Here is a 20,686-nt window from a genome sequence, read left to right on the forward strand (position 1 = left end):
CCGGACGCGTCGGGGGAGGGGCGCATGGGAGATGATCTTGAAAGGAAAGCGGTAAGGCAGACACGTGCAGGAGACCGGCAGCTGCGGCTGCTGGTGTCGCTGATCATGATGCTTGCGGCGGGCGCCTGTGTCGCCAGACCGGCGATGGTCGAGGTCGTCGCCTTCGAGAGTCGAAGCTACGGCTTCGTCGATCAACTGCTGGCAGGGAAGCCCGGTGAACCACAGCAGGCCGAGGCGGTACTGGTCCTGCCGGAGGACGGGAACTTCAAAGCGCCTTATCCGGCCTTGGTCCTGCTTCATACCTCCAACGGCCAGGGCTCGCAGGACTGGCTCTATGCGCAGCGCCTGCGGGAAGAAGGGGTGGCGGTTCTGGCCATCGACAGCTTCTCGCCGCGCGACGTCGATCACACGGTGCGTGACCAGACCCTGGTGAGCACCGCGTCGATGCTCGCCGACGCCTATGCCGGGCTTCGATTCCTGCTGCGCGATCCCCGTATCGACCCGCGGCTTGTCGGCGTTATAGGCTTCTCGAAAGGCGGTATCGCCGCGCTCTATGCGGGCTATGAGTCGATCCGAGAAAAACTGGCCATGGCGGAGGCGCGCTTCGCCTTGCACATCGCCTACTATCCCTGGTGCGGCCTGCGGCTGCGCCGGCCCGTCACGACCGGCGCGCCGATCCTCATTCAGTCCGGTGCGCTGGACGACCTGGTGCCGCCGGAGCGTTGCGCCGAGTTGGCGGCCGCGACACGCGGGCCGGAGGGACCGAGCAACATGACTCTCGTGGTCCACCCGGGGGCGCGGCACGCTTTCGATCATCCTCTTCTGGAGCTGTTCGGCAAGGTGGACATCACCGCGCCCTCGCCAGCCTTCTGCGAGTTGGAGCAACAGGAAGACGGGGGCTTTGTGGAAACCCGCAGCGGGCGGGAGATCGATGCGGTAAACCTTGCTGCTGTGCTGGCCGGTTGCAGCCGCAGCGGACACGCAGGCGGCAACGAGGCGGCGGCGGAGCAGGCCTACCGCAACACGCTTGCCTTTCTGGGAGCCGCTGGCTTCCTGAAGCGCCGCTGACGGCGCGCCGCAGTCCGCAGCATAGAGCGGATCATGTTTAGACGGAAACACCTTGGTGTTTGCGTATTAACATGTGAATTCGCTCTGCAGCTAAGAGTTAGAGCAGCTTCACCGGTTTGGATGGATCGCTTTTGCGAATCCATCCAAACCGGACCTGCTCTAGGCCAGGGAAATTCCGTAGGCGGTCTCTTCGGTGTGGCAGAGTGAGATCCGCCACTCCACCGGGTTGCCGTCCAGGGCGAGCGCCACGCGATCCACCTCCAGCAAGGGCGTGCCGGGCTCCAGACCCAGGTGTCGCTGGGCATCCGGCGTCGCCGTGACGGCGCGCAGGCGTTCAACGGCCTTGGTGACCGTCACGTTGTAGTGGTGCGCGAAGAGGGTATAGAGGGTGTTCGGCAGGTCCCGCCGCTCGGCAAGGTCAGGGAACAGCCGCCGGGGCAGGACAATCCGCTCCAGGATCGCGGCCTTCCCGTCGATTGTTCGGACGCGGGTGATGCGGAAGACGGCTTCCTCACCACGAAGCTGGAGCCGCTGAGCCTCGTCCTTGCGTGCAGCGCCCAGGCTGCGGCGCAGGACGCGGCTCTCCGGCACCACAGGTTCGCCGTCGCGCCCGATCATCTTGAAGAAATGAAAGAGCGCGTGCTCCTGGTCGTGTTCGGCGACGAAGGTGCCGCGCCCCTGGCGCCGCACCAAGAGGCTGCCGGCCGTCATCTCGTCCAGGGCCTTGCGGACCGTGCCCTGGCTGACGTTCAGCTCCGCCGCCAGCTGGAACTCGCTGGGCAGGAGGTCGCCCGGACGCCAGTAGCCACCGACGAGACGCTCCATGAGCAGGTCCTTGACCTGCTGATAGAGCGGACGGAGGCCGGGAAGTGGCTGTGATTGCTCGGCCAAATCGAAGTCCCTAATTCTGAAGGCCCAAATCTGAGGGGGCCGGGCGGGCGCGAAGCCTGCCTGCACTGCAGGCCGGCCTACACGCCGCTTTGATCTGCAAAAGAAATTCCTTGTCTTATATAAGACATAACATATAAATTTAAAACGCTGAACAAACAAGCGCCCGGGCCTTGCTTAAACGGCCCGCCGGACCGCTTCATTTGTCATGCTTCAAGACGAACAAGTAAGGGAGATCATCCGAAAATGTCGGCGCCAGACTTTATTGTGCACGATGCCGAGGACACGGTCGGAGTCATCGTGAAAGAGGGCATCGCCGCGAACACCACACTTTCCGGCTGGGTGATGGCCGACGACTCGCGCGTCGAGATCGCCTGCATTGATCCGATCCCGCTCGGCCACAAGATTGCGCTTGGGGACATTGCAGAGGGCGATACCATCCTGAAGTACGGCAACGATATCGGTAAGGCCGTCGCAGCCATCGCCAAGGGCGGGCACGTCCATACCCAGAACGTCAAGACGAAGAGGTGGTGAGATGACCGCACAGAAGATTCACGGCTATCGCCGGGAGAACGGCCGCGTTGGCGTTCGCAACCATGTTGTCATCCTGCCGCTCGACGACCTCTCCAATGCCGCCTGCGAGAAGGTGGCGAACAACATCGATGGCTGCTTGGCTTTGCCGCACCACTATGGCCGGCTGCAGTTCGGCGAGGATTTGGAGTTGCACTTCCGCACCCTGATCGGCACCGGGAGCAACCCCAACGTCGCCGCGGTGATTGTGATCGGGATCGAGCCGGGCTGGACCGGACGCGTGGTCGAGGGGATCGCCAAGACCGGCAAGCGGGTCGAGGGCTTTGCCATCGAAGGCCACGGCGAGATCAAGGTTGTGGCTGATGCTTCGCGCAAGGCCAAGGAGTTTTCCCAGTGGGCCAGCGAGTTGCAGCGCGAACCCTGCGATCTGAAAGAGCTCTGGGTCTCGACCAAGTGCGGCGAGTCAGACACCACTTCGGGCCTTGCCTCCAATCCGACCGTGGGGAATTTCATCGACAAGTTCGATGAGATCGGCGCCACCACCTGTTTCGGCGAGACTTCGGAACTGACGGGGGCCGAGCAGGTCTGTGCGACCCGCGCCGCGACGCCGGAGGTCGCACAGAAGTTCCTCGACACTTGGCAGGCCTACATGGACGAGGTCATCGAGCCGCATAAGACGAGCGACCTCTCCGACAGCCAGCCGACGAAGGGCAACATCGCCGGGGGCCTGACCACCATTGAAGAGAAGGCCTTCGGCAACCTGCAGAAGATCGGCAGGAAAACCAAGTTCGTCGACGTGCTGCAGCCCGCCGAGCAGCCTGCCAAGGGGCCGGGGCTCTACTTCATGGACACCAGCTCAGCGGCCGCGGAATGCGTGACCCTGCAGGCGGCAGCGGGCTTTGTCGTTCACCTCTTTCCGACCGGCCAGGGCAACATCATCGGCAACCCCATCGAGCCGGTGATCAAACTGACGGCGAACCCGAAGACCGCCCGCGAAATGGGCGAGCACGTCGATCTCGACGTCTCCGGCATTCTGCGCGGTGAGATGAACATGGACGAGGCCGGCGATGCACTGATCGACATCACGGTTCGGACCTGCAACGGGCGCCTGACGGCGGCGGAAGCGCTGAAGCACCGTGAGTTCGTCATGACCAAGCTCTACCGCAGTGCCTGACGGCGCGGCGGTGGAGCGGCTGACGCTGGCCGAGGCGCGCGACCTGGTGGTCGGCGCCTTGGTGGCGTCCGGCACGGCGGAGGACAATGCTGCTTCTGTCGCTGCCGCGCTGGTGGCTGCGGAGGCCGATGGACAGAAGGGACACGGTCTCTCACGTGTGGCTTCCTATGCGGCTCAGGCCCGCAGCGGCAAGGTTCGCGGCAAGGCATCGCCTCAGATGGAGCGGCTCTCTCCCTCTGCGGTCCGCATCGATGCCGGCGCCGGGTTTGCGTTCCCGGCCATGGACCTTGCCTGCAAGGCGTTGATTCCCATGGCGCGCGGTCAGGTGGTGGCCCTGGCGGCGATTCACAACTCCCACCATTTCGGGCAGGGCGGCTACCACGTCGAACGGTTGGCAGAGGAAGGGCTGGTCGGACTGCTGCTCGGCAACTCGCCGCAGGCCATCGCCCCCTGGGGCGGCAACCGGGGACTTTTTGGAACCAATCCCATCGCCATGGCCGCCCCGCGCCGCAGCGGCGCACCGCTGGTGATCGACCTGTCCCTCGCGAAGGTGGCCCGTGGCAAAGTCATGGCCGCTGCCAAAGCGGGTGAGGAGATCCCCGAGGGCTGGGCCTTGGATGGCGATGGCAATCCGACCCGCGATCCGCAGGCCGCCTTAAGCGGCACCATGGTGCCCATGGGCGAGGCGAAGGGTGCGGCGCTGGCGATGATGGTGGAGGTGCTTTCCGCCACACTGGTCGGTGCCAACCACGGCTTCGAAGCTTCCTCCTTCTTCACCGCAGACGGCCCGGCGCCGGCCGTCGGCCAGTTGCTGATCGCGATCGATCCCGTTCCGCTTTCCGGCGGTGGCTTCACGGATCGGCTGGAAGTCCTGATTGAAGCGCTGGAGGATCAGCCCGGTACGCGTCTGCCGGGAACGCGTCGCTTGGTCGCCCGTGCTGCCGCGGCCAGCGATGGCCTGTCCGTGTCTTCTTCAATACTGACGGAAATCAAGGCTCTATAGAGTTAACGAGAAAGCTGGCTCTTCGGATCACCGGCGACCCGGATGCGTCATCACCTGGTGTAATCGATTTGTTGATTGGTGCCCGGTGCGCCGTGCTATCCTATGAGTTGTTAGTTGGGTCAGCCGGGGGTGCGGGGCAGAGCATGGACCAAGTCGGACCGCAGAGGTGGCGGCGCGCCGATTTGCAGCCGTTAATGTCGTATGCGGGGAGCGATGCTCGGGCGTGGCCGCGTGCCGGTTTGGCTCCCTCTCGTCGAGACCGATGCCAGCGGCCGTGACGCTCCGCCGTTGGACCCTCCGCGCGGCCTTCTGGGTGGGGCTTGCGGCCGTGGTCCTCTTGCGGTTCGCCGACCCGAGTCCCTTTCCGACGCTCCGCTACGCGTTCTTCGATGTCGCCCAATCCGTCTTCGCCGGCGCTGCCGAACCGCAGCGCCTGCCGCTTGCGGTCGTGGACATCGATGAGCGCAGTCTGGCACAGCAAGGGCAGTGGCCCTGGCCGCGCGACATTGTGGCGGACCTGGTCGGCCGCATTGCCGCCAGCAAGCCTTTGGTCCTGGGGATCGATATCATCTTCGCCGAGCCTGACCGGCTTTCGCCGGAAAGCCTGCTGAAGCGCTTCCCCTTGGATGCGCCCTTGCGGGAGAGCCTTTCAGCTCTGCCGTCGAATGACGCCATTCTGGCCGCCAAGCTGAGCATGCTACCGACAGTGCTGGCGGTTGCGGCCATCGATGACGGCGAAGCGCCCGGTGGGCAGACCGTTATGCAGGCCCCGATCAAGTTGCGTCTCGGACAGCAGAGCGTTTCCGAGCTGCGGCGCTACCCCGGTCTGCTGCGCAATCTTCCGGTCCTGGAGGAAGCCAGCAGCGGTGTCGGGGTAGCCAGCCTTGAGCTTTCGGGCGACGGCGTGGTCCGAAAGATGCCGGCGGTCATGCTGGTCGGCGATGCCGTGCTGCCGAGCTTTGCCTTGGAGGTGTTGCGCATTGCCCGCGGTGGCGAGGCCGTCTCGGTGGAAATCAACGGACCGGGTGTTGCTGCGGTCTCATTAGCCGATACGGAGATCCCCACGACCTACTCGGGCCATGTCTGGCTTCGCGACAGACCGGCCGACAGCCTGCTGCGCGTGTCGGCGGCAGACCTTATGTCGGACGCCGTACCGTTGGCGAACCTTCAGGGCCATATTGTTCTGCTTGGCTCGACTGGCGTCGGACTTGGGCGAGAGTTCGTCACCCCCAGCGGGAGCCTGCGCTCCGACGTGGATGTGCAAGCTCTTTTCCTCGAGAACCTGTTGACGGAAAGCTTTCTCGTCAGACCTCAGGCGGCCGCCCTTTGGGAGGCATTGTTGGCTCTTGCCGTGTTGTCTCTGGTCGTTCTGGCTGTGCCGCGGCTGCCGGGCTACACCAGTCTGCCTGCCATGCTCGGGCTGTTGGGTCTGCTCTTCGCCGGCAGCCTGTTTGCGATGCAGAGCAACGGCCTGCTCTTCGATCCCACCTACACGGCGGTTGTCGGATCCATCGCCTATCTCGTCGTTCTCGGGCGCGGCCTTGCAGAGGCACAGCAGCAGCGCAGGCGCAGCGCAGAGGAGCGCGAGATGGCGCTTATCCTGGCCGAGGCCGGCAACCGGTCCAAGACCAGTTTTCTTGCCAACATGAGCCACGAGTTGCGGACGCCGCTCAACGCCATCCTGGGGTTCTCTGAGATGATGAAGCGCGAGATCCTCGGCCCGATCTCGCCGCCGAAGTACCGCGACTATGTTGAGGACATCCACCACATGGGCAGCCACCTGCTGTCGCTGGTCAATGACATCCTGGAGATGTCCAAGGTCGAGGCGGGTGAAAGCCATCTCTCGGAATCGGAGTTTCCCCTCCAGGACGTTCTGGCGGACTGCGTGCGGACCGTCCAGTCGGCCTATCGCGACAGCGGGATCGCCGTTTCCTTCGACAGGGAAACCGTCCCGCGCAGGCTTTGGGCGGACAAGCGGATGTTCACGCAGATGGTTCTCAATCTTGTCTCCAACGCGGTCAAGTACACGCCGAAAGGCGGTGAGGTCCGGCTCACCGGAAGCGTCGATGAGAGAGGGGACTTTCGCCTCTCGATCTCCGACACAGGGATCGGTATGTCGGACAAGGAGGTCTCCGAGGCCTTCGTTCCCTTTCGGCGTATCGACCACGCCCTCGCTTCGAATTTGGAGGGGATTGGCCTTGGCCTGCCCTTGACCAAGGCAATGATCGAAATGCACGGCGGCAGGCTGGAACTGACCAGCATTACCGACCGCGGAACAACGGCGATTCTGGTGTTCCCAGCATCGCGCCTGCGCAATCTAACGGATCGAAAGGGCGAGGAGGCCACACGCTTTGAAGAATCCGCATAGAGCCAAGTCTGCAATCGCGGGCCTGAGTCTGGGCTTGGGCCTAGCCGTCGCCGCTTTGACGGGCTGGGTTACGCCCGCCGCGGCACAGCAGCAGGAGGTCGCTTTGGTGAAGGTGGTGGACGGAGAAGCCTTTGCGCAGCGCGCCGAGCAGCGTGCTCAGCTCGGCGTCGGCGAGGCGATCTATGCCATGGATGTGATTGAGACCGCCCAGGGCTCCGTTGGCCTGACCTTCAAGGACGGCACGCGCATTTCCATCGGCCCGAACTCCCGGGTCCAGTTCACGGAGTTCGTCTTCGTCCCGGCCGAAGGACGGCTTTCCTTCATCGTCGAGCTTTTCCGCGGCACGATGCAGTACATATCCGGGGTGATCGCAAAGCTGTCGCCCGATGCCGTGAAAGTGAAGACACCGGTGGCTACGGTTGCCGTACGCGGCACCCGCTTTCTGGCCGAAGTGGCGGGAGACTGATCGGATGCTGCGCAAAATCTTGTCAGTGGTCTTGATGCTGGGTTTGACCGCCTGCGCCGGGGGCAACCGTTTCGTTTTGCTGGAAGACGAGGACGGCAGCGTCGGTGCGATCACAGTGGAGAACACAGCCGGCGCACAGACCCTCGAAAGCCCCGGGGTCGCGATCAAGGTCGCCGGTGCCGGAACCGCGCCCGGCCGACCTCAGGAGATCAGCCAGCAGGAAATCGACGAAACCTGGGGCACGACCATCGGTGCCAGCCCGCGTAAGCCGCGGACGTTCATTCTCTACTTCATCATCGGCTCCGACCGGCTGACGGAGGAGTCCCGGGCGCAGCTGCCGGAGATCCTCGACTCGATAAAGGAATTTCCCGCCGCCGAAGTCTCGGTCGTCGGGCATACCGACCGCATCGGCGGAGAGCGGCGCAATGCTCAGCTTGCCTTGCAGCGCGCCGAGGCAATCCGGCGGTTGCTCATCGCCGAGGGCCTGGAGCCGGAGTTGATCGAGGTCGACTCCCACGGTGAGAGCAATCCGCTGATCGAAACCGCAGATGAGGTCGCAGAGCCCCGCAACCGGCGTGTCGAGGTCACCGTGCAATAGGCTTGCGGTGGCTCGCCGCCGCCGGAGCGGGGCGGAAGCTGCCAGTTCAGCGCGCACTCCCCGTCTTCGTCTTTGCCAGGATGAACCTGTCCCGCCTGCGCGCCGACGGACCTCTTGATGGCGTGCGGCGCAGCCATGCCCGGAAGCCCCCAGAAGACCCAGAAGACCCAGAAGACCCAGAAGACCCAGAAGACAGCGCCGTTTCGACGTGTAGGAGAGTGTCTTTAGTATGCAACGGCTCGTCGGCCTTTCCTACCTTGCCTATGCCGTCGGGTTTTTCGGTCTCCTGGCTGCCTGGACTCTGTTTCTAAGTCACTGGCTGATACACCTATCTGTGCAGGCGGGCCGGCTGTCGGTGCCCTGGCAGGGTGTCGCTGACGCGATCGCGCGCAATGCGGAGGTCGCCGTCGCCCTCCCGGCCGCCGGGGCGCTCCTGGGCCTGATCCTCGCTGTGCTGCCGCAGTCCAACCCGACGCCGCTGGCGCAGAGCCATCGCGGCTATCAACGACGTCTCGCGCCCTTTGCCGGGCTCAGCGCGCTACTGGTCTTGCTGGCGGACGGTCGGATGGGCAGCCACGACGTGGATCTCGGCAGCCTCGCGTCGCTGGGAGTCTCCATTGGGCTTTTGGTTTTCGCCTGGCGGCGCTACCACCGCGGCGTTCCGGTTTCCGCTCCTCCCGGTTGGCGATTGGCACTCGCCGCGGTCCTGCTTATCGCTGTTGCCGGCGCCGTGGTGCTGTGGCTGCTGCGCGATGGGATGACCCGGCTGTTCTGATGCACTCCAGCGATGCCTCCCCTCGAGGGTGGCACTTCCTTTGCGCCCTGGGCACCTCCGCTGCGCCCTTACATCGTTCCAATGGTTGATTGACGCGGCTTGTCCGTGGGCCGAGGTTCTTTGCGGCAGGTCGTGGAAGGGAGATGATGTATGGCAATCGTTCCGCGCCCGGTGCCGGGCTCCTATGATGAAGCCCTGTTCGACTTCATCGCCGAGAGTGAGGGTTTCGTCCCGCGGGTCTACAGCGATCATCGTGGTATCCCGACACTCGGCCTCGGCTACGCGCTCTTCGTCGACGCACCCGGCTGGCCCGACCGCGACGGTCTGGACGCCGACCTTGGCGCCATCGGCGTGAGCTTGACGGACCCGGACCGAAGGATGCTGGACAGGCTGCGCCGGGCGCTGGCCGGCGGTGCGCCGGCGGAAGCAAAGACGCTGATTCCGCCGTTTTCCTTTGGCGAGGATCCCGGGCAGCGCAACGCGCTGAGCTTCCTGATTTCACGGGAGCAGGGCCGCCGCCTCTTCGAGCGTATCCGCCCGACATATGAGCAGGTACTGCAGCGGCGTCTTGGCGACGCCCTTATGCAGACGCTCACGGGCTCGCGGGAACTGATGGTGCTGTTCTCGCTCTGCTACAACAGCCCGGCTCTTATTGGCCCCGGACTGAGCGCAGCCTTGCGCGAGGGCAGGCGGGAGGAGGCCTGGTATGAAATCCGCTTCGGGTCGAACCGCGAGCGGCACAAAGGCCTTCAGAACCGGCGTGACAAGGAAGCCGAGGTCTTCGGCGTTTTGAACGCGCAGCCCTCGACCGAGGAACGGCAGGCGTTGAGCGCATTGATCAACGAGCGCCGGGACCGCATGACCCGCTATCTGGCAGACGTCGGCCTGGGGAGCGTCGAGATCGAGTCGGTGCTTGCCGGCCTTGAGGCGGAGGGCGGTGACATCCGTCTGGCGTGAGCCCGGTTATGGGAGGCCTGCCATTTAGGGCCCGTCGTTTGGGCCGGATACTTCGCCTGAGAGGCATGGGCGCTTTGGCTGGGGGACCTGGATTCGAACCAGGGCTGCTCGGGTCAGAGCCGAGAGTTCTACCGCTAAACTATCCCCCAACAGAGGTGGTTTGCCTTGGCTCTAACCAAGAGGCCCGGACAAGCGTCAGGGCCGCAAACCCTCGTTTGCGCGCGAAGGCACTACATAGTCCCATCAAGGGGGGCTTTTCAACTGATTTCCGTAGCTTTTTTGCGGTCTGGTCGACCCAACCCGAGGGTCGGGACTGGTGCAAACCCTCGGCTTCACGCTATGATCAGAAGTTAACGGCTGACGGCAAAAGTTCGGCCGGAAAGAACAGGAGCAGTGTTTTAGGTGGCAGCCTTCGGAAACGGGCAGCGCCGGCCGGGTCGGGCCAAGCGCAAAGGGGCTTCCGCGCGCCGTAACGGGTCGGCGCGGCCCAACGGCGTCTATGCGGCCCTGGATCTGGGCACCAACAATTGCCGCCTGCTGGTCGCCCGCCCGCAGCAGGATGGCTTTCGGGTGGTCGACGCATTTTCGCGGATCGTGCGTTTGGGCGAGGGGCTCTCGGCTTCCGGAAGGCTCTCGGACGAGGCGATGGCGCGCACCCTCGATGCGCTGAAGGTCTGCGCTTCCAAGATCCGCCGCCGCGGCGCCACCCAGGTCCGTGCCGTTGCCACCGAGGCCTGCCGTCGGGCCCGCAACTGCGAGGCCTTCCTCGCCAGGGTCAGAAGCGAGACCGGGATCGAGCTTGAAATCATCTCTCAGGACGAAGAGGCGAAGCTGGCGATCTACGGCTGTGCCCCGCTGATCGATCCCCAGGTGCCCGACATTCTTCTCTTCGACATTGGTGGCGGCAGTACCGAGGTGTGCTGGCTGAAGGCGGCCCAGCCAATTGGAAGAGGGTCAAGTCGAAGAGGATCAGATGGAGCAGGGCCGAACGGCGCAGGGCCGAACGGGTCGGGGCCAAACGGGTCGGGGCCAAACGAGCTGGAGCCGCACCGGCTGACCGGCGAAGACCTCTCACTCTATGCCTGGTCGTCGATTCCGATCGGTGTGATCTCCATGGCCGAACGGTTCGGCGGTGGCGACCTTACCCCCTCCGACTACGATGCCATGGTAGGGGTCATGCGGGAGGCCATGTCCGGCTTTACCGAACTTCACGACCTCGGCGCGAGTATCGCCGGCGGCGAGGTACAGATGCTGGGAACCTCCGGCACCGTGACCACGCTGGTCGGTGTGCATTTTGATCTGCCGCGCTACGACCGCTCCTTTGTCGACGGCAGCTACCTGGACATGGAGACGGTGCACCGGATCTGCCGGCGCATTGCGGCGATGAGCTATGGCGAGCGCGCCGGTCACGCCTGCATCGGCGCCGAACGTGCGGACCTTGTGGTGGCCGGCTGCGCCATCCTGACTGCACTCTGCAGCTTCTGGCCGGCTGAGCGGCTGCGGGTGGCCGACCGCGGATTGAGGGAAGGGATGCTCTACACCATGATGCATGGCCGCGATCGCCGCTCTGGTCGGTCCTTTCCTCTGTCGCGGGCGTAGGGTATGGCGCGCCATTCTGGTGGGCGCTCTGGCGGACGTGGCCAGGGCGGGCGAGCGGGCGCCGGCAGGGGAGGCTCCGGCCCCAGGGACAGCGGGCGCGGTCTTTCCGGTCGCAACCTGAAGGTTCGCGTGAAGACGGCCAAGCGGCGCTCGGCCTCGTCCGCGCGCTGGCTCGAACGGCAGTTGAACGATCCCTACGTCGCCGAGGCCCGCAAGCGCGGCTACCGTTCCCGGGCCGCTTTCAAGCTGACCCAGTTGGATGACCGCTTTCGCTTTCTGAAGAGCGGGGCCAGGATTGTCGATCTTGGCTGCGCGCCGGGCGGCTGGCTACAGGTGGCGGCGGAGCGCTGCGGACCGTCCGCCCACATCGTCGGCATCGATCTGCTGGAGGTGGAGGCGGTCGCCGGCGCCGACTTGCTGCTGGGGGACTTTCTCGACGATGACGCGCCTGAGCGCCTGAAAGCCGCGCTCGGCGGGCCGGCCGATGTCGTCCTGTCCGACATGGCGGCCTCGTCCACGGGGCACGCCAAGACCGACCACTTGAAGGTCATGGCCTTGGTCGAGGCGGCCCATTTCTTTGCGCAGGAGGTTTTGGCCCCCGGCGGAACCTTTGTCGCCAAGGTTCTCCAGGGCGGCACCGAGCGGGACCTGCTGGCCCAATTGAAACGCGACTTCGAGAAGGTCCACCATGTGAAGCCGGCGGCCAGCCGTGCGGATTCCTCCGAGATGTATCTGGTGGCAACCGGCTTTCGCGCCGTCTCCGCAACCGACTAGAGCGTTTTTGACTTGCGTCGAGCCGGTTCCGGCCCTCTCCCCCTCCCGGCCACCCCCAGTACTCCAGGGGCCAGTATCCTATGGGTGGCCGGGAGGGGGAGCGGGCTGGTTCCGTCAACCCAGGACAGTATCTAGAGCGCGATCACCTTTTCCAGGTGCTCCGGAAGCTCGGCATCGGCCAGGGGCGTCAGATCCTTGGCCAGTTCGGCATGGACCTTCGCGGCGGTTTCCTTGCTGAGAGCGCGGCGCAAGTCCCCCAGGGTCTTGGCCGGGGCGACCAGGACCAGCCGGTCGTAGCTCCGCGCCGCGGCCGCCGCGTTCAGCCGTTCCGCCAGCTTGGCGGCAAAGCGCTGCTTTTCCTGGCGATGGGCGTCGCTCGGCGGCTCCATGGCGTGCCGGCCGGGGCCGAGACGGTCGTGGGTGCGGCCGGGCCGGTCCGCATTGATCTCCCGCGTCGGGCGATGGCTGTGGTGTCTTTCCTCCTCGGGAAGGGGGAAGAGGCCCTTCCCGGGGCCGTCGTTCTCCAGGATTCGGGCGCGCGCCCCGTCGGCGACGACAATCCAGCTGCGTACGGGCTTCATGATGGTTCTTCTCGCGGGACGGTCTTGGAACTGGTCAGAGTCTGCCGCTCCGCGCGTGGCGCCGCGATGATGCAGGTCAAGCCTGTGGCCTGGAGGTCCGATGGGCCGGCGGCCAGGCGGGACGAGCTATGCCAAGGATGCGGCCCAGGGCTGCACGGCAAAGCGCTTGGCATTGCCAAGCCCATGTGTATGATGCAGCGCCAATCACCGCCAAGGGGATCGGCATGGATATTCGTCAGGCTCTTACATTCGACGACGTTTTGCTCGAGCCGGCGGAATCCGCGATCCTTCCAAACCAGACAGATACCAGGACGCGCCTCACCCGCTCGATCGAGCTGGGGATCCCGCTGCTGTCCTCGGCCATGGACACGGTCACCGAGGGCCGCCTGGCCATCGCCCTGGCCCAGGCCGGCGGCCTGGGCGTCATCCACAAGAACCTGGACATCGCCCAGCAGGCCGACGAGGTGCGCCGGGTCAAGAAGTTCGAAAGCGGCATGGTGGTCAATCCGGTGACCATTCATCCGGACGAGCCGCTGGCCAACGCCCTGGCCCTGATGCAGAGCTACCGGATTTCCGGCATTCCGGTCGTTGAGCGCAAGACCAAGAAGCTGGTCGGCGTGCTGACCAACCGTGATGTGCGCTTCGCCGAGAACCCGCAGGAACCCGTCTCGGCGCTGATGACCAAGGACAACCTCATCACCGTCAAGGAGGGCGTCAGCAAGGAGGAAGCGCAGCGCCTGCTGCATCAGCACCGTATCGAGAAGCTGCTGGTGGTGGACGAGAGCTACCGCTGCATCGGCCTGATCACCGTAAAGGACATGGAAAAGGCCCAGGCCTTCCCGAACGCCTGCAAGGACGAGCAGGGCCGCCTGCGTGCGGCGGCGGCCACCGGCGTCGGGTCCGACGGCCTGGCCCGCGCCGAGGCACTGTTGGAGGCGGAGGTCGACGTCATCGTCGTGGATACCGCCCATGGCCATTCGCAGGGTGTGATGGGGGCGGTGGGGCAGATCAAGCGCCTGTCGAACTCGACCCAGGTGATCGCCGGCAACGTCGCCACCGCCGAGGGGGCGAAGGCGCTGGTGGATGCCGGTGCCGATGCCATCAAGGTGGGGATCGGTCCGGGGTCCATCTGCACCACCCGCATGGTGGCGGGAGTCGGCGTTCCGCAGCTCACGGCGCTGATCGATACGGTGGAGGCCTGCCGGGCCAAGGACATCCCGGTGATCGCCGACGGCGGTATCAAGTTTTCGGGAGATCTGGCCAAGGCCATGGCAGCCGGCGCCTCTGCGGCCATGATCGGCTCGCTCTTTGCAGGCACCGAGGAAAGTCCGGGTGAGGTGTTTCTCTATCAGGGACGGTCCTACAAGTCCTACCGCGGTATGGGCTCGGTGGGCGCCATGGCCCGGGGGTCGGCGGACCGCTACTTCCAGCAGGAGGTGGCCGACAACCTGAAGCTGGTGCCCGAGGGTGTGGAAGGCCGCGTGCCCTACAAAGGGCCGGTGGCCGCGGTTATTCATCAGCTCGTCGGCGGCCTGCGGGCGGCGATGGGCTATACCGGCAGCGCGACCGTCGTCGACCTGCAGCGCAAGGCGCGCTTTCTGCGCATCACCAATGCGGGCCTGCGGGAGAGCCACGTGCATGATGTCACCGTCACGCGCGAGGCCCCCAACTACCGCAACGAGATGTGACCGCGAGCGTTCTGCACCTCTGCCCAGCACGCGAAGCCGGATTGCGTCTTGAAGCCCCGAGGTGCCTTGAGACCCCGGAACGCCTTAAAGCCTTGGCGGGGGCGCGGTGAAGCCCGGCGCCCGCCTCCAGGCTGCAATCGAGGCCCTCGAGGCGATCGAGGCCGCGGGCCGGCCTGCCGACCAGGTGATCGCCGACTATCTTCGCAAGCGGCGCTACATCGGGTCGAAGGACCGCCGTGCCGTGTCTTCGCTGATCTACAGCGTTTTGCGTCACCGTGCCCGGCTCGGCTGGTGGTTGGGCCGTGTCGGCCAGACAGAGGCCGCGCCGCGCCTTCGGGTGCTGGCTGACGTCGTGCTGCGGGCAGCGGAGACAGTCGAGACCCTCGACCGACTCTGTGGGGCCGAGCCCTACGGTCCGGCAGCACTCGCTGATTGCGAGCGCGACTTGCTGCGGACCCTTGAAGGCAGGGATCTGGATTCGCCGGAGCAGCCGGCGGGGGTGCGTCTCGAGATCCCGGAGTGGCTGCTGCCGGCCTTGGAGCGGGCTTTCGGATCGGACCTGGAAGCCGAGCTGGCAGCCCTGGGCACCCAGGCATCGACGGACCTGCGGTGCAACAGCCTCAAGGCGGACCGGGCGGCGGCGCGGGCGGCCCTGGCTTCCGAGGGGATCGAGACGGAACCGACGCCGCTCTCGCCGCTCGGTCTGCGGCTGTTCGGGCGCCGTGCGGTGCAGGCTAGCCGGGCGTTTCGGGACGGCTTGATCGAAGTCCAGGACGAAGGTTCCCAGGTCGCAGCGCTGCTCTGCGATGTCGCCCCGGGCATGGCCGTCGCGGACCTTTGCGCCGGGGCCGGTGGCAAGACCCTGGCCCTGGCCGCCGCCATGGCGGGGCAGGGGCGGCTGCTGGCCAGCGACCCGGACCCGCGGCGCCTGGAGCGCGCGGGCGCACGGCTGCAGCGTGCGGGTGCCGACTTCGTGGAGTGCCGGGTCCTGGCCGGGGCAGAGGCGGGCAGCGATCTCCATCAGGCTTTCGACCGCGTTCTGGTCGATGCCCCCTGCTCGGGCAGCGGGGCCTGGCGGCGCCAGCCCGATGCCCGATGGCGCTTGACCGCAGCGGAGCTCTCAGGCTATCGCGCAAGCCAGCGCGACATCCTGTCGAAGGCTGCATCCCTGGTTCGCCCGGGCGGGCGCCTGATCTATGTGACCTGCTCCCTCTTGCGCGAGGAGAACGAAGACCAGACGGAGGCCTTTTTGGCGGCGCACGAGCGCTTTGCACCCCATCCGGTCGGTGAACTCTGGACGCATCACCTGAACGGTCTCTGCCCGGCGAAAGGGAACTGCCTGACACTCACGCCGGCCGTCAACGGCACCGACGGTTTCTTCGTTGCCGTCTTCGACAGGCGCGCAGAACCATGACCGAAGCAGAACCATGACCGATGACGTCGTTTTACGCCCAGCCCTGATCCGCGATGCCGATGGCATTGCCCGGGTCCACGTGGAGACCTGGCAGAGCACCTATGCGGGACTGGTTCCGGCCGACTATCTGGCGCGCATGACGGTGGCGCGGTCCTCGGCCCAGTGGCATCGCGCCGCCGCCAATGCCACCAAGGGCAACGATCTTGTCGTGGCCGAGATCGACGAGGAGATCGTCGGCTTCGTCACCTTCGGGCCGTCGCGCAGCAAGGGCCTGCCGTTCAGCGGCGAGGTCTTCGCACTCTACGTCACCGTCGACTGGCAGAGCCAGGGCCTGGGGCGGCGCCTTCTCGCGACCGCCTTTCACGGCCTCGAGGGGGAAGGCCATCGCGGCGCCCATGTCTGGGTGCTGGCCGAAAACCCCTCGCGCTTTTTCTACGAGGCCATGGGCGGGCAGCGCGCCGGCGAGCGCGTCGAGGAGTTCGCCGGCGTCGGCCTGCAGGAACTGGCCTACGGCTGGCCCGACCTGGAAACCTGGACGGCGCAGACTAAGGCATGAGCGGGCCAAAGCATGCTCGCCGTGATATGACAGACCCCGCATCGCCGCCGCAGGACGACCGGGCGCCCACTCCCAAGACCGATGGACCTTCCCTATGACCGACCGCATTCTCATTCTCGACTTTGGCTCCCAGGTCACCCAGCTCATCGCCCGGCGTGTCCGCGAAAGCGGTGTCTACTGCGAGATCTTTCCCTTCAATACCGACCCCGCGAAGATTGCCGACTTCGCGCCGAAAGGCGTGATCCTCTCCGGCGGCCCGGCCTCGGTCACCGGCAGCGACACGCCGCGCGCGCCCCAAGCGGTCTTCGACCTGGGCGTGCCGATCCTCGGCATCTGTTACGGGCAGCAGACGCTCTGTGCCCAGCTGGGCGGTGAAGTCGAGGGCTCCGACCATCAGGAGTTCGGCAAGGCCTTCGTCGAGATGCAGGAGAGCTGCACCCTGACCGAGGGCGTCTGGGCGCCGGGCGAGAAGCACCAGGTCTGGATGAGCCACGGCGACCGGGTGGTGCGCCTGCCGGAGGGCTTCAAGGTCTATGGCACGTCCGAAGGCGCACCCTATGCGGTGGTGGCGGACGAGGCGCGCCGCATCTATGCCGTGCAGTTCCATCCGGAGGTGGTGCATACGCCCGACGGGGCGAGGCTGCTCGCCAACTTCACCCACAAGGTTGCCGGCTGCGGCGGCGACTGGACCATGGCGGCCTTCCGCCAGCAGGCCATCGAGGCGATCCGCAATCAGGTGGGTGACGGCCGCGTCGTCTGCGGCCTCTCGGGCGGCGTCGACTCCTCCGTGGCGGCGGTGCTGATTCACGAGGCGATCGGCGACCAGCTCACCTGCATCTTCGTCGATCACGGCCTCTTACGCCTGAACGAGGCGGAGGAGGTCGTGAGGGTCTTTCATGACCACTACAACATCCCCCTGGTGCACCGCGACGCCAGCGCCGTTTTCCTCGGTAAGCTGGAGGGGGTCGCCGACCCGGAGCAGAAGCGCAAGATCATCGGCTCCACCTTCATCGACGTTTTCGAGGAAGAGGCGCATGAGATGGGCGGCGCCGAGTTCCTCGCCCAGGGCACGCTCTATCCCGATGTCATCGAATCGGTCTCCTTCACCGGCGGGCCCAGCGTGACCATCAAGTCGCACCACAACGTGGGCGGCCTGCCGGAGCGCATGAACATGAAGCTGGTGGAGCCGCTGCGCGAGCTCTTCAAGGACGAGGTGCGTGCCTTGGGGCGGGAACTGGGCCTGCCGGAGCGCCTGGTCGGCCGTCACCCCTTTCCCGGACCGGGCCTGGCGATCCGCATTCCCGGGCCGGTCACCCGCGAGCAGGCGGACATCCTGCGCAAGGCCGATGCGGTCTATCTGGACGCCATCCGCAAGGCCGGGCTCTACGACGCCATCTGGCAGGCCTTCGCCGTGCTGCTGCCGGTCAAGACCGTCGGCGTGATGGGCGACGCCCGCTCCTACGACTACGTCTGCGCGCTGCGCGCCGTCACCTCCACCGACGGCATGACCGCGGAGAGCTATCCCTTCGATCACGAGTTCCTGGCAGCGGTCGCCACCCGCCTGATCAACGAGGTGCGCGGCATCAACCGGGTGGTCTACGACGTGACCTCGAAACCGCCGGGGACGATTGAGTGGGAGTAGGGGGACCCCGGCTTAGGCGTGGCCGACCTGGAGGCAGCGCTGGGGCAGCAGGGCGGCCATGATGCTGGCCACCTTCTCCGGGTCGTCATGGAAGCAGATGCCCAGGGTCTCGCCGCGGCGCCACACCACGGTGCCGCCGAAGTGCACCGCGCCGGCGAGGACCAGCGTCACGGCACTGCCGACCGGCACGTCGCCGGCGGTCCAGACCTTGACGCCGTTCAGGGAGGCATCGAGGACGGTTCCCTCGAAGGCGCCCCGGCGGGTCAGCAGCCGGGCGCTCAAGACCGTGGTGGCGCGGATGAAACGCCGCCGCTCGGACCCATCGGACCCTTCGTCGGGGGCCTGGTCGATCTCTGTAATCTCCGAATCCCGCGCCATGGTCTGCACCTCTCCTCAGCGGCCCGACTTCTCCCAACCCGACCCGCAAGAGGGGGCAGCGCCTGCGCCGATCTGCACGCGCGTCGATACCGGTCCTCAGGGTCGGGGTGGGCCAGCGGCAGTTGGGGGAGTCCGCCGCTGGCCCGATCGAGACAGATACTCTTCCTCAAGCCGATTGGGGAAAGCTCAGGAATTGTCTCATGGTCCCACGAAGAGATTGCCCGCAGCTTAAAGGTTTAGGTTAAGAATTCTATCGATGCGATAGCGGGCAAATACGCTTCCGGCGTATCTAATCAGTATTTTATGAAGTATCTCGGGGAAATGACTTGAGGATTGGACACACCGCGATCACGCGGTGTGAGTGTGCCTTAGGAGACGACCTTCAGGTGATTTCTGAAGACTTTAAGAGCGTCCGACAAGGTCTTGGCCCGCTTCAGTTTTTCGCGGCCGGAGAAGACCACGAATTCCGGGCTGCGGCTGCTGCCCTGCTTGGCGATGGAGAACAGCGGCGCATCATGGGTGTGCCGGAACACCGAGAAGATGGCGGTGCCGCCGATCTGGTCGATGGCGTAGTCGCGCCAGTTCCCATTGGCGACGTTGCGGCTGTAGAGCGACAACAATTGATTGAGTTCGGAGCGGCTGAAGAATACGCGCCTGGGCGCTTTGCGGTGTTCGCTGAAGCGGTACAGCTGGCTCATGGACGCGGACAATCTCCCAGGCGTCATAGTCCCTAAGGCTTTTAGTGTTCCCGAATTTTCAGCCGCCGTCCAGAGAGGACATTTGTGCGGTGCGGCATGACGGCAGGTTTCCGCCTGAGGTGCCTAAAGCCAGGGCCGGCAGGGCTGCGGCTGGGGTGCCGTCGGGGGATCCGCGATCAGCGGACCCGGGCCTGGGTGCTGGCGAGACTGTCGGCCTCGCGGAAGCAGTTGATGGCGCCTAGCGTCCGATAGCAGTAGATGTTGGCCTGCTGGGCTGCGGCGGCCGCTTCGGCGGCGCGGCGCTCCTCCTCGGTGACGAAGCGCTGGCAGTAGGGCTCGCCGTCGGCCGCATAGAGGACCGAGCAGTCCTGGTCGAAGGCCCAGGTGGCCATATGATCCCCGAGCGTCTTGTCGGTGTGCACGAAGGTCACGAGGCTGGCGCCGGCCAGCATGGCCTGGGAGGCGGGATCGCAGGCGCCCAGGCTGAGCCCCAGTACAGGGACGGCGGTGCGCAGAAGGGCGGACAGGCGACGGCGTCTCATACCTTGATCCTCTCGGGCCTGGGGTTTTCCGCGACCTGCATCCTGCAGATCCGGGCCAGCCTAGGGCCAAACCCCCAGCCGTCAGTTTGTCCTGCCGCCTTGAAAAAAATGTTAACGTGCGCCGCTTGTCAGAAGCTGTCATACCAACCACCTAAGCTTCTGAATTAAAAGACTCTTGTGGAGGACAAAAGATGGCGGCGGTGCCACCGATTTGCGACTTTGGATGGAAGGCGGTCGACTTCTCCCTGCAGGGGATCGACGGACGGACCTACAACCTGGCCGACGTGGCGGGCCCCAAGGGGACCGTGATCGTTTTCATGTGCAACCACTGCCCCTACGTGCGCTCCGTCGCCGGGCGTCTGGCCGAAGAGGCCCGGGCCCTTCAGGCGATCGGGATCGGCTTTGCCGGGATCAACGCGAATGACGCCTCCGCCTATCCAGAGGACTCCTTTGAAAACATGAAGGAATTCGCCAGGGAACACGGCTTCGGCTTCCCCTACCTGGTGGATCCGACGCAGGAAACGGCGCGGGCCTACGATGCGATCTGTACCCCGGATTTCTTCGGCTTCAATGCCGACTGGGAACTGCAATACCGCGGACGCCTGGACGAATCCCGGACCACGCTGGTGCCCGACGCCCGGCGGGAGCTCTTCGAGGCCATGCAGGCGGTGGCCGAAACCGGGCGCGGACCGGAAGAGCAGGTCGCCTCAATGGGCTGCAGCATCAAATGGAAGGCGGCCTGATCCGCCGAATCTGATCCGGGCGGGCTCGCTTGGCTGCGGGACGGGCGCGGCCTGGTAGCACGAATAGAAGGTTGATGACGGCCCCCCGGGGCATTATCAAACGGGGCGCGGTCGTGTTGCAGAACGATGACCCGCTGGGATGAATCCCTGGGATAGCTCCCTGGGATAGCTCCCTGGGATAGCTCCCTGGGATAGATCCCTGGGATGACCTCCGGACTCGTGAATGAGAACCCCATGCGGGGC

The 20,686-nt window shown here is 65.5% G+C and carries 21 protein-coding genes and 1 tRNA gene; 16 read left to right on the top strand and 6 right to left on the bottom strand.

Annotated elements, in window-relative coordinates; translation table 11 throughout:
- Nucleotides 1-24: 24 nt before the first annotated feature.
- Entirely contained in the window at nt 25-1,068 is a 1,044-nt protein-coding gene (locus tag Q0982_RS06070; protein WP_299392921.1) for a dienelactone hydrolase family protein, read from the top strand.
- A gap of 159 nt (nt 1,069-1,227) precedes the next feature.
- On the opposite strand, the gene Q0982_RS06075 is transcribed toward Q0982_RS06070, so the two are convergent.
- Nucleotides 1,228-1,959 carry a GntR family transcriptional regulator gene (locus tag Q0982_RS06075; protein WP_299392926.1) on the bottom strand — a complete coding sequence of 244 codons (732 nt, stop codon included), beginning with the start codon at nt 1,957-1,959 and terminating at the stop codon, nt 1,228-1,230.
- Between the two features lie 243 nt (nt 1,960-2,202).
- Between Q0982_RS06075 and Q0982_RS06080 the strand changes: the two genes are divergently transcribed.
- The 8 genes from Q0982_RS06080 (at nt 2,203) to Q0982_RS06115 (ending at nt 9,828) form a co-directional block, all read left to right on the top strand.
- The gene (locus Q0982_RS06080; protein ID WP_299392928.1) at nt 2,203-2,490 is read left to right on the top strand and encodes a UxaA family hydrolase; all 288 of its coding nucleotides are present in this window, start codon (nt 2,203-2,205) and stop codon (nt 2,488-2,490) included.
- A 1-nt stretch (nt 2,491) separates the two neighbouring features.
- A complete protein-coding gene (locus tag Q0982_RS06085; RefSeq protein WP_299392930.1) occupies nt 2,492-3,661 on the top strand; it encodes a UxaA family hydrolase in 1,170 nt (389 codons plus the stop codon).
- Complete coding sequence (locus Q0982_RS06090) at nt 3,654-4,664, top strand: Ldh family oxidoreductase (RefSeq protein ID WP_322096965.1); 1,011 nt, start codon at nt 3,654-3,656, stop codon at nt 4,662-4,664. Before Q0982_RS06085 ends, Q0982_RS06090 begins: the two co-directional genes overlap by 8 nt.
- Before the next feature lie 274 nt (nt 4,665-4,938).
- On the top strand, nt 4,939-7,032 hold the full coding sequence (locus tag Q0982_RS06095) for a CHASE2 and HATPase_c domain-containing protein (protein ID WP_299392933.1): 2,094 nt from the start codon (nt 4,939-4,941) through the stop codon (nt 7,030-7,032).
- A 34-nt stretch (nt 7,033-7,066) separates the two neighbouring features.
- Entirely contained in the window at nt 7,067-7,498 is a 432-nt protein-coding gene (locus tag Q0982_RS06100) for a FecR domain-containing protein (RefSeq protein ID WP_299392937.1), read from the top strand.
- A 4-nt stretch (nt 7,499-7,502) separates the two neighbouring features.
- Nucleotides 7,503-8,096 (top strand): OmpA family protein, encoded by a 594-nt coding sequence (locus Q0982_RS06105; protein ID WP_299392940.1) that lies wholly within the window; start codon nt 7,503-7,505, stop codon nt 8,094-8,096.
- Nucleotides 8,097-8,325: 229 nt separating this feature from the next.
- Nucleotides 8,326-8,871, top strand: a complete 546-nt coding sequence (locus Q0982_RS06110) for a hypothetical protein (protein ID WP_299392942.1) — start codon at nt 8,326-8,328, stop codon at nt 8,869-8,871.
- Between the two features lie 150 nt (nt 8,872-9,021).
- Nucleotides 9,022-9,828, top strand: a complete 807-nt coding sequence (locus Q0982_RS06115; RefSeq protein WP_299392945.1) for a hypothetical protein — start codon at nt 9,022-9,024, stop codon at nt 9,826-9,828.
- A 75-nt stretch (nt 9,829-9,903) separates the two neighbouring features.
- On the opposite strand, the gene Q0982_RS06120 is transcribed toward Q0982_RS06115, so the two are convergent.
- Nucleotides 9,904-9,977: transfer RNA gene (locus Q0982_RS06120), tRNA-Gln, on the bottom strand.
- 358 nt (nt 9,978-10,335) lie between these two features.
- Here Q0982_RS06120 and Q0982_RS06125 point away from each other — a divergent pair.
- Nucleotides 10,336-11,427, top strand: coding sequence for a Ppx/GppA phosphatase family protein (locus Q0982_RS06125; RefSeq protein WP_322096969.1), 1,092 nt, complete (start codon nt 10,336-10,338; stop codon nt 11,425-11,427).
- Between the two features lie 3 nt (nt 11,428-11,430).
- Nucleotides 11,431-12,201, top strand: a complete 771-nt coding sequence (locus Q0982_RS06130) for an RlmE family RNA methyltransferase (RefSeq protein WP_322096966.1) — start codon at nt 11,431-11,433, stop codon at nt 12,199-12,201.
- A 131-nt stretch (nt 12,202-12,332) separates the two neighbouring features.
- Here Q0982_RS06130 and Q0982_RS06135 read toward each other — a convergent pair whose 3' ends face one another.
- Nucleotides 12,333-12,782: a host attachment protein gene (locus Q0982_RS06135; protein ID WP_299392954.1), complete on the bottom strand. Its 450-nt coding sequence runs from the start codon at nt 12,780-12,782 to the stop codon at nt 12,333-12,335.
- A gap of 224 nt (nt 12,783-13,006) precedes the next feature.
- Here Q0982_RS06135 and guaB point away from each other — a divergent pair, with 224 nt between their 5' ends.
- From guaB to guaA, 4 genes are all read left to right on the top strand, one after another.
- Nucleotides 13,007-14,470 carry an IMP dehydrogenase gene (guaB, locus tag Q0982_RS06140; protein ID WP_299392958.1) on the top strand — a complete coding sequence of 488 codons (1,464 nt, stop codon included), beginning with the start codon at nt 13,007-13,009 and terminating at the stop codon, nt 14,468-14,470.
- A 106-nt stretch (nt 14,471-14,576) separates the two neighbouring features.
- Nucleotides 14,577-15,884: an RsmB/NOP family class I SAM-dependent RNA methyltransferase gene (locus Q0982_RS06145; RefSeq protein WP_299392961.1), complete on the top strand. Its 1,308-nt coding sequence runs from the start codon at nt 14,577-14,579 to the stop codon at nt 15,882-15,884.
- Between the two features lie 13 nt (nt 15,885-15,897).
- Nucleotides 15,898-16,440, top strand: coding sequence for a GNAT family N-acetyltransferase (locus Q0982_RS06150; RefSeq protein WP_299392963.1), 543 nt, complete (start codon nt 15,898-15,900; stop codon nt 16,438-16,440).
- A 94-nt stretch (nt 16,441-16,534) separates the two neighbouring features.
- A complete protein-coding gene (guaA, locus tag Q0982_RS06155) occupies nt 16,535-18,082 on the top strand; it encodes a glutamine-hydrolyzing GMP synthase (protein WP_299392966.1) in 1,548 nt (515 codons plus the stop codon).
- Nucleotides 18,083-18,094: 12 nt separating this feature from the next.
- Here the strand turns inward: guaA and Q0982_RS06160 are convergent, their stop codons facing one another.
- From Q0982_RS06160 to Q0982_RS06170, 3 genes are all read right to left on the bottom strand, one after another.
- Complete coding sequence (locus tag Q0982_RS06160) at nt 18,095-18,460, bottom strand: PilZ domain-containing protein (RefSeq protein WP_299392968.1); 366 nt, start codon at nt 18,458-18,460, stop codon at nt 18,095-18,097.
- A 368-nt stretch (nt 18,461-18,828) separates the two neighbouring features.
- A complete protein-coding gene (locus tag Q0982_RS06165) occupies nt 18,829-19,158 on the bottom strand; it encodes a DUF2794 domain-containing protein (protein WP_299392971.1) in 330 nt (109 codons plus the stop codon).
- Nucleotides 19,159-19,334: 176 nt separating this feature from the next.
- A complete protein-coding gene (locus Q0982_RS06170; RefSeq protein ID WP_299392974.1) occupies nt 19,335-19,700 on the bottom strand; it encodes a hypothetical protein in 366 nt (121 codons plus the stop codon).
- Nucleotides 19,701-19,891: 191 nt separating this feature from the next.
- Between Q0982_RS06170 and Q0982_RS06175 the strand changes: the two genes are divergently transcribed.
- On the top strand, nt 19,892-20,443 hold the full coding sequence (locus Q0982_RS06175) for a thioredoxin family protein (RefSeq protein WP_299392976.1): 552 nt from the start codon (nt 19,892-19,894) through the stop codon (nt 20,441-20,443).
- The last annotated feature ends 243 nt before the right edge of the window (nt 20,444-20,686 follow it).

The organism is Pelagibius sp. (assembly GCF_028281305.1).
GTDB lineage: Bacteria > Pseudomonadota > Alphaproteobacteria > Kiloniellales > Kiloniellaceae > Pelagibius.

What these genes read in the sequence shown, in the direction of transcription:
- guaB (WP_299392958.1), top strand. Translation starts at nt 13,007, where the DNA reads ATGGATATTCGTCAGGCTCTTACATTCGACGACGTTTTGCTCGAGCCG.
- guaA (WP_299392966.1), top strand. Translation starts at nt 16,535, where the DNA reads ATGACCGACCGCATTCTCATTCTCGACTTTGGCTCCCAGGTCACCCAG.
- Q0982_RS06160 (WP_299392968.1), bottom strand. Translation starts at nt 18,460, where the DNA reads ATGGCGCGGGATTCGGAGATTACAGAGATCGACCAGGCCCCCGACGAA.
- Q0982_RS06110 (WP_299392942.1), top strand. Translation starts at nt 8,326, where the DNA reads ATGCAACGGCTCGTCGGCCTTTCCTACCTTGCCTATGCCGTCGGGTTT.
- Q0982_RS06130 (WP_322096966.1), top strand. Translation starts at nt 11,431, where the DNA reads ATGGCGCGCCATTCTGGTGGGCGCTCTGGCGGACGTGGCCAGGGCGGG.
- Q0982_RS06070 (WP_299392921.1), top strand. Translation starts at nt 25, where the DNA reads ATGGGAGATGATCTTGAAAGGAAAGCGGTAAGGCAGACACGTGCAGGA.
- Q0982_RS06115 (WP_299392945.1), top strand. Translation starts at nt 9,022, where the DNA reads ATGGCAATCGTTCCGCGCCCGGTGCCGGGCTCCTATGATGAAGCCCTG.
- Q0982_RS06175 (WP_299392976.1), top strand. Translation starts at nt 19,892, where the DNA reads ATGGCGGCGGTGCCACCGATTTGCGACTTTGGATGGAAGGCGGTCGAC.
- Q0982_RS06165 (WP_299392971.1), bottom strand. Translation starts at nt 19,158, where the DNA reads ATGAGCCAGCTGTACCGCTTCAGCGAACACCGCAAAGCGCCCAGGCGC.
- Q0982_RS06170 (WP_299392974.1), bottom strand. Translation starts at nt 19,700, where the DNA reads ATGAGACGCCGTCGCCTGTCCGCCCTTCTGCGCACCGCCGTCCCTGTA.
- Q0982_RS06150 (WP_299392963.1), top strand. Translation starts at nt 15,898, where the DNA reads ATGACCGATGACGTCGTTTTACGCCCAGCCCTGATCCGCGATGCCGAT.
- Q0982_RS06085 (WP_299392930.1), top strand. Translation starts at nt 2,492, where the DNA reads ATGACCGCACAGAAGATTCACGGCTATCGCCGGGAGAACGGCCGCGTT.
- Q0982_RS06105 (WP_299392940.1), top strand. Translation starts at nt 7,503, where the DNA reads ATGCTGCGCAAAATCTTGTCAGTGGTCTTGATGCTGGGTTTGACCGCC.
- Q0982_RS06135 (WP_299392954.1), bottom strand. Translation starts at nt 12,782, where the DNA reads ATGAAGCCCGTACGCAGCTGGATTGTCGTCGCCGACGGGGCGCGCGCC.
- Q0982_RS06080 (WP_299392928.1), top strand. Translation starts at nt 2,203, where the DNA reads ATGTCGGCGCCAGACTTTATTGTGCACGATGCCGAGGACACGGTCGGA.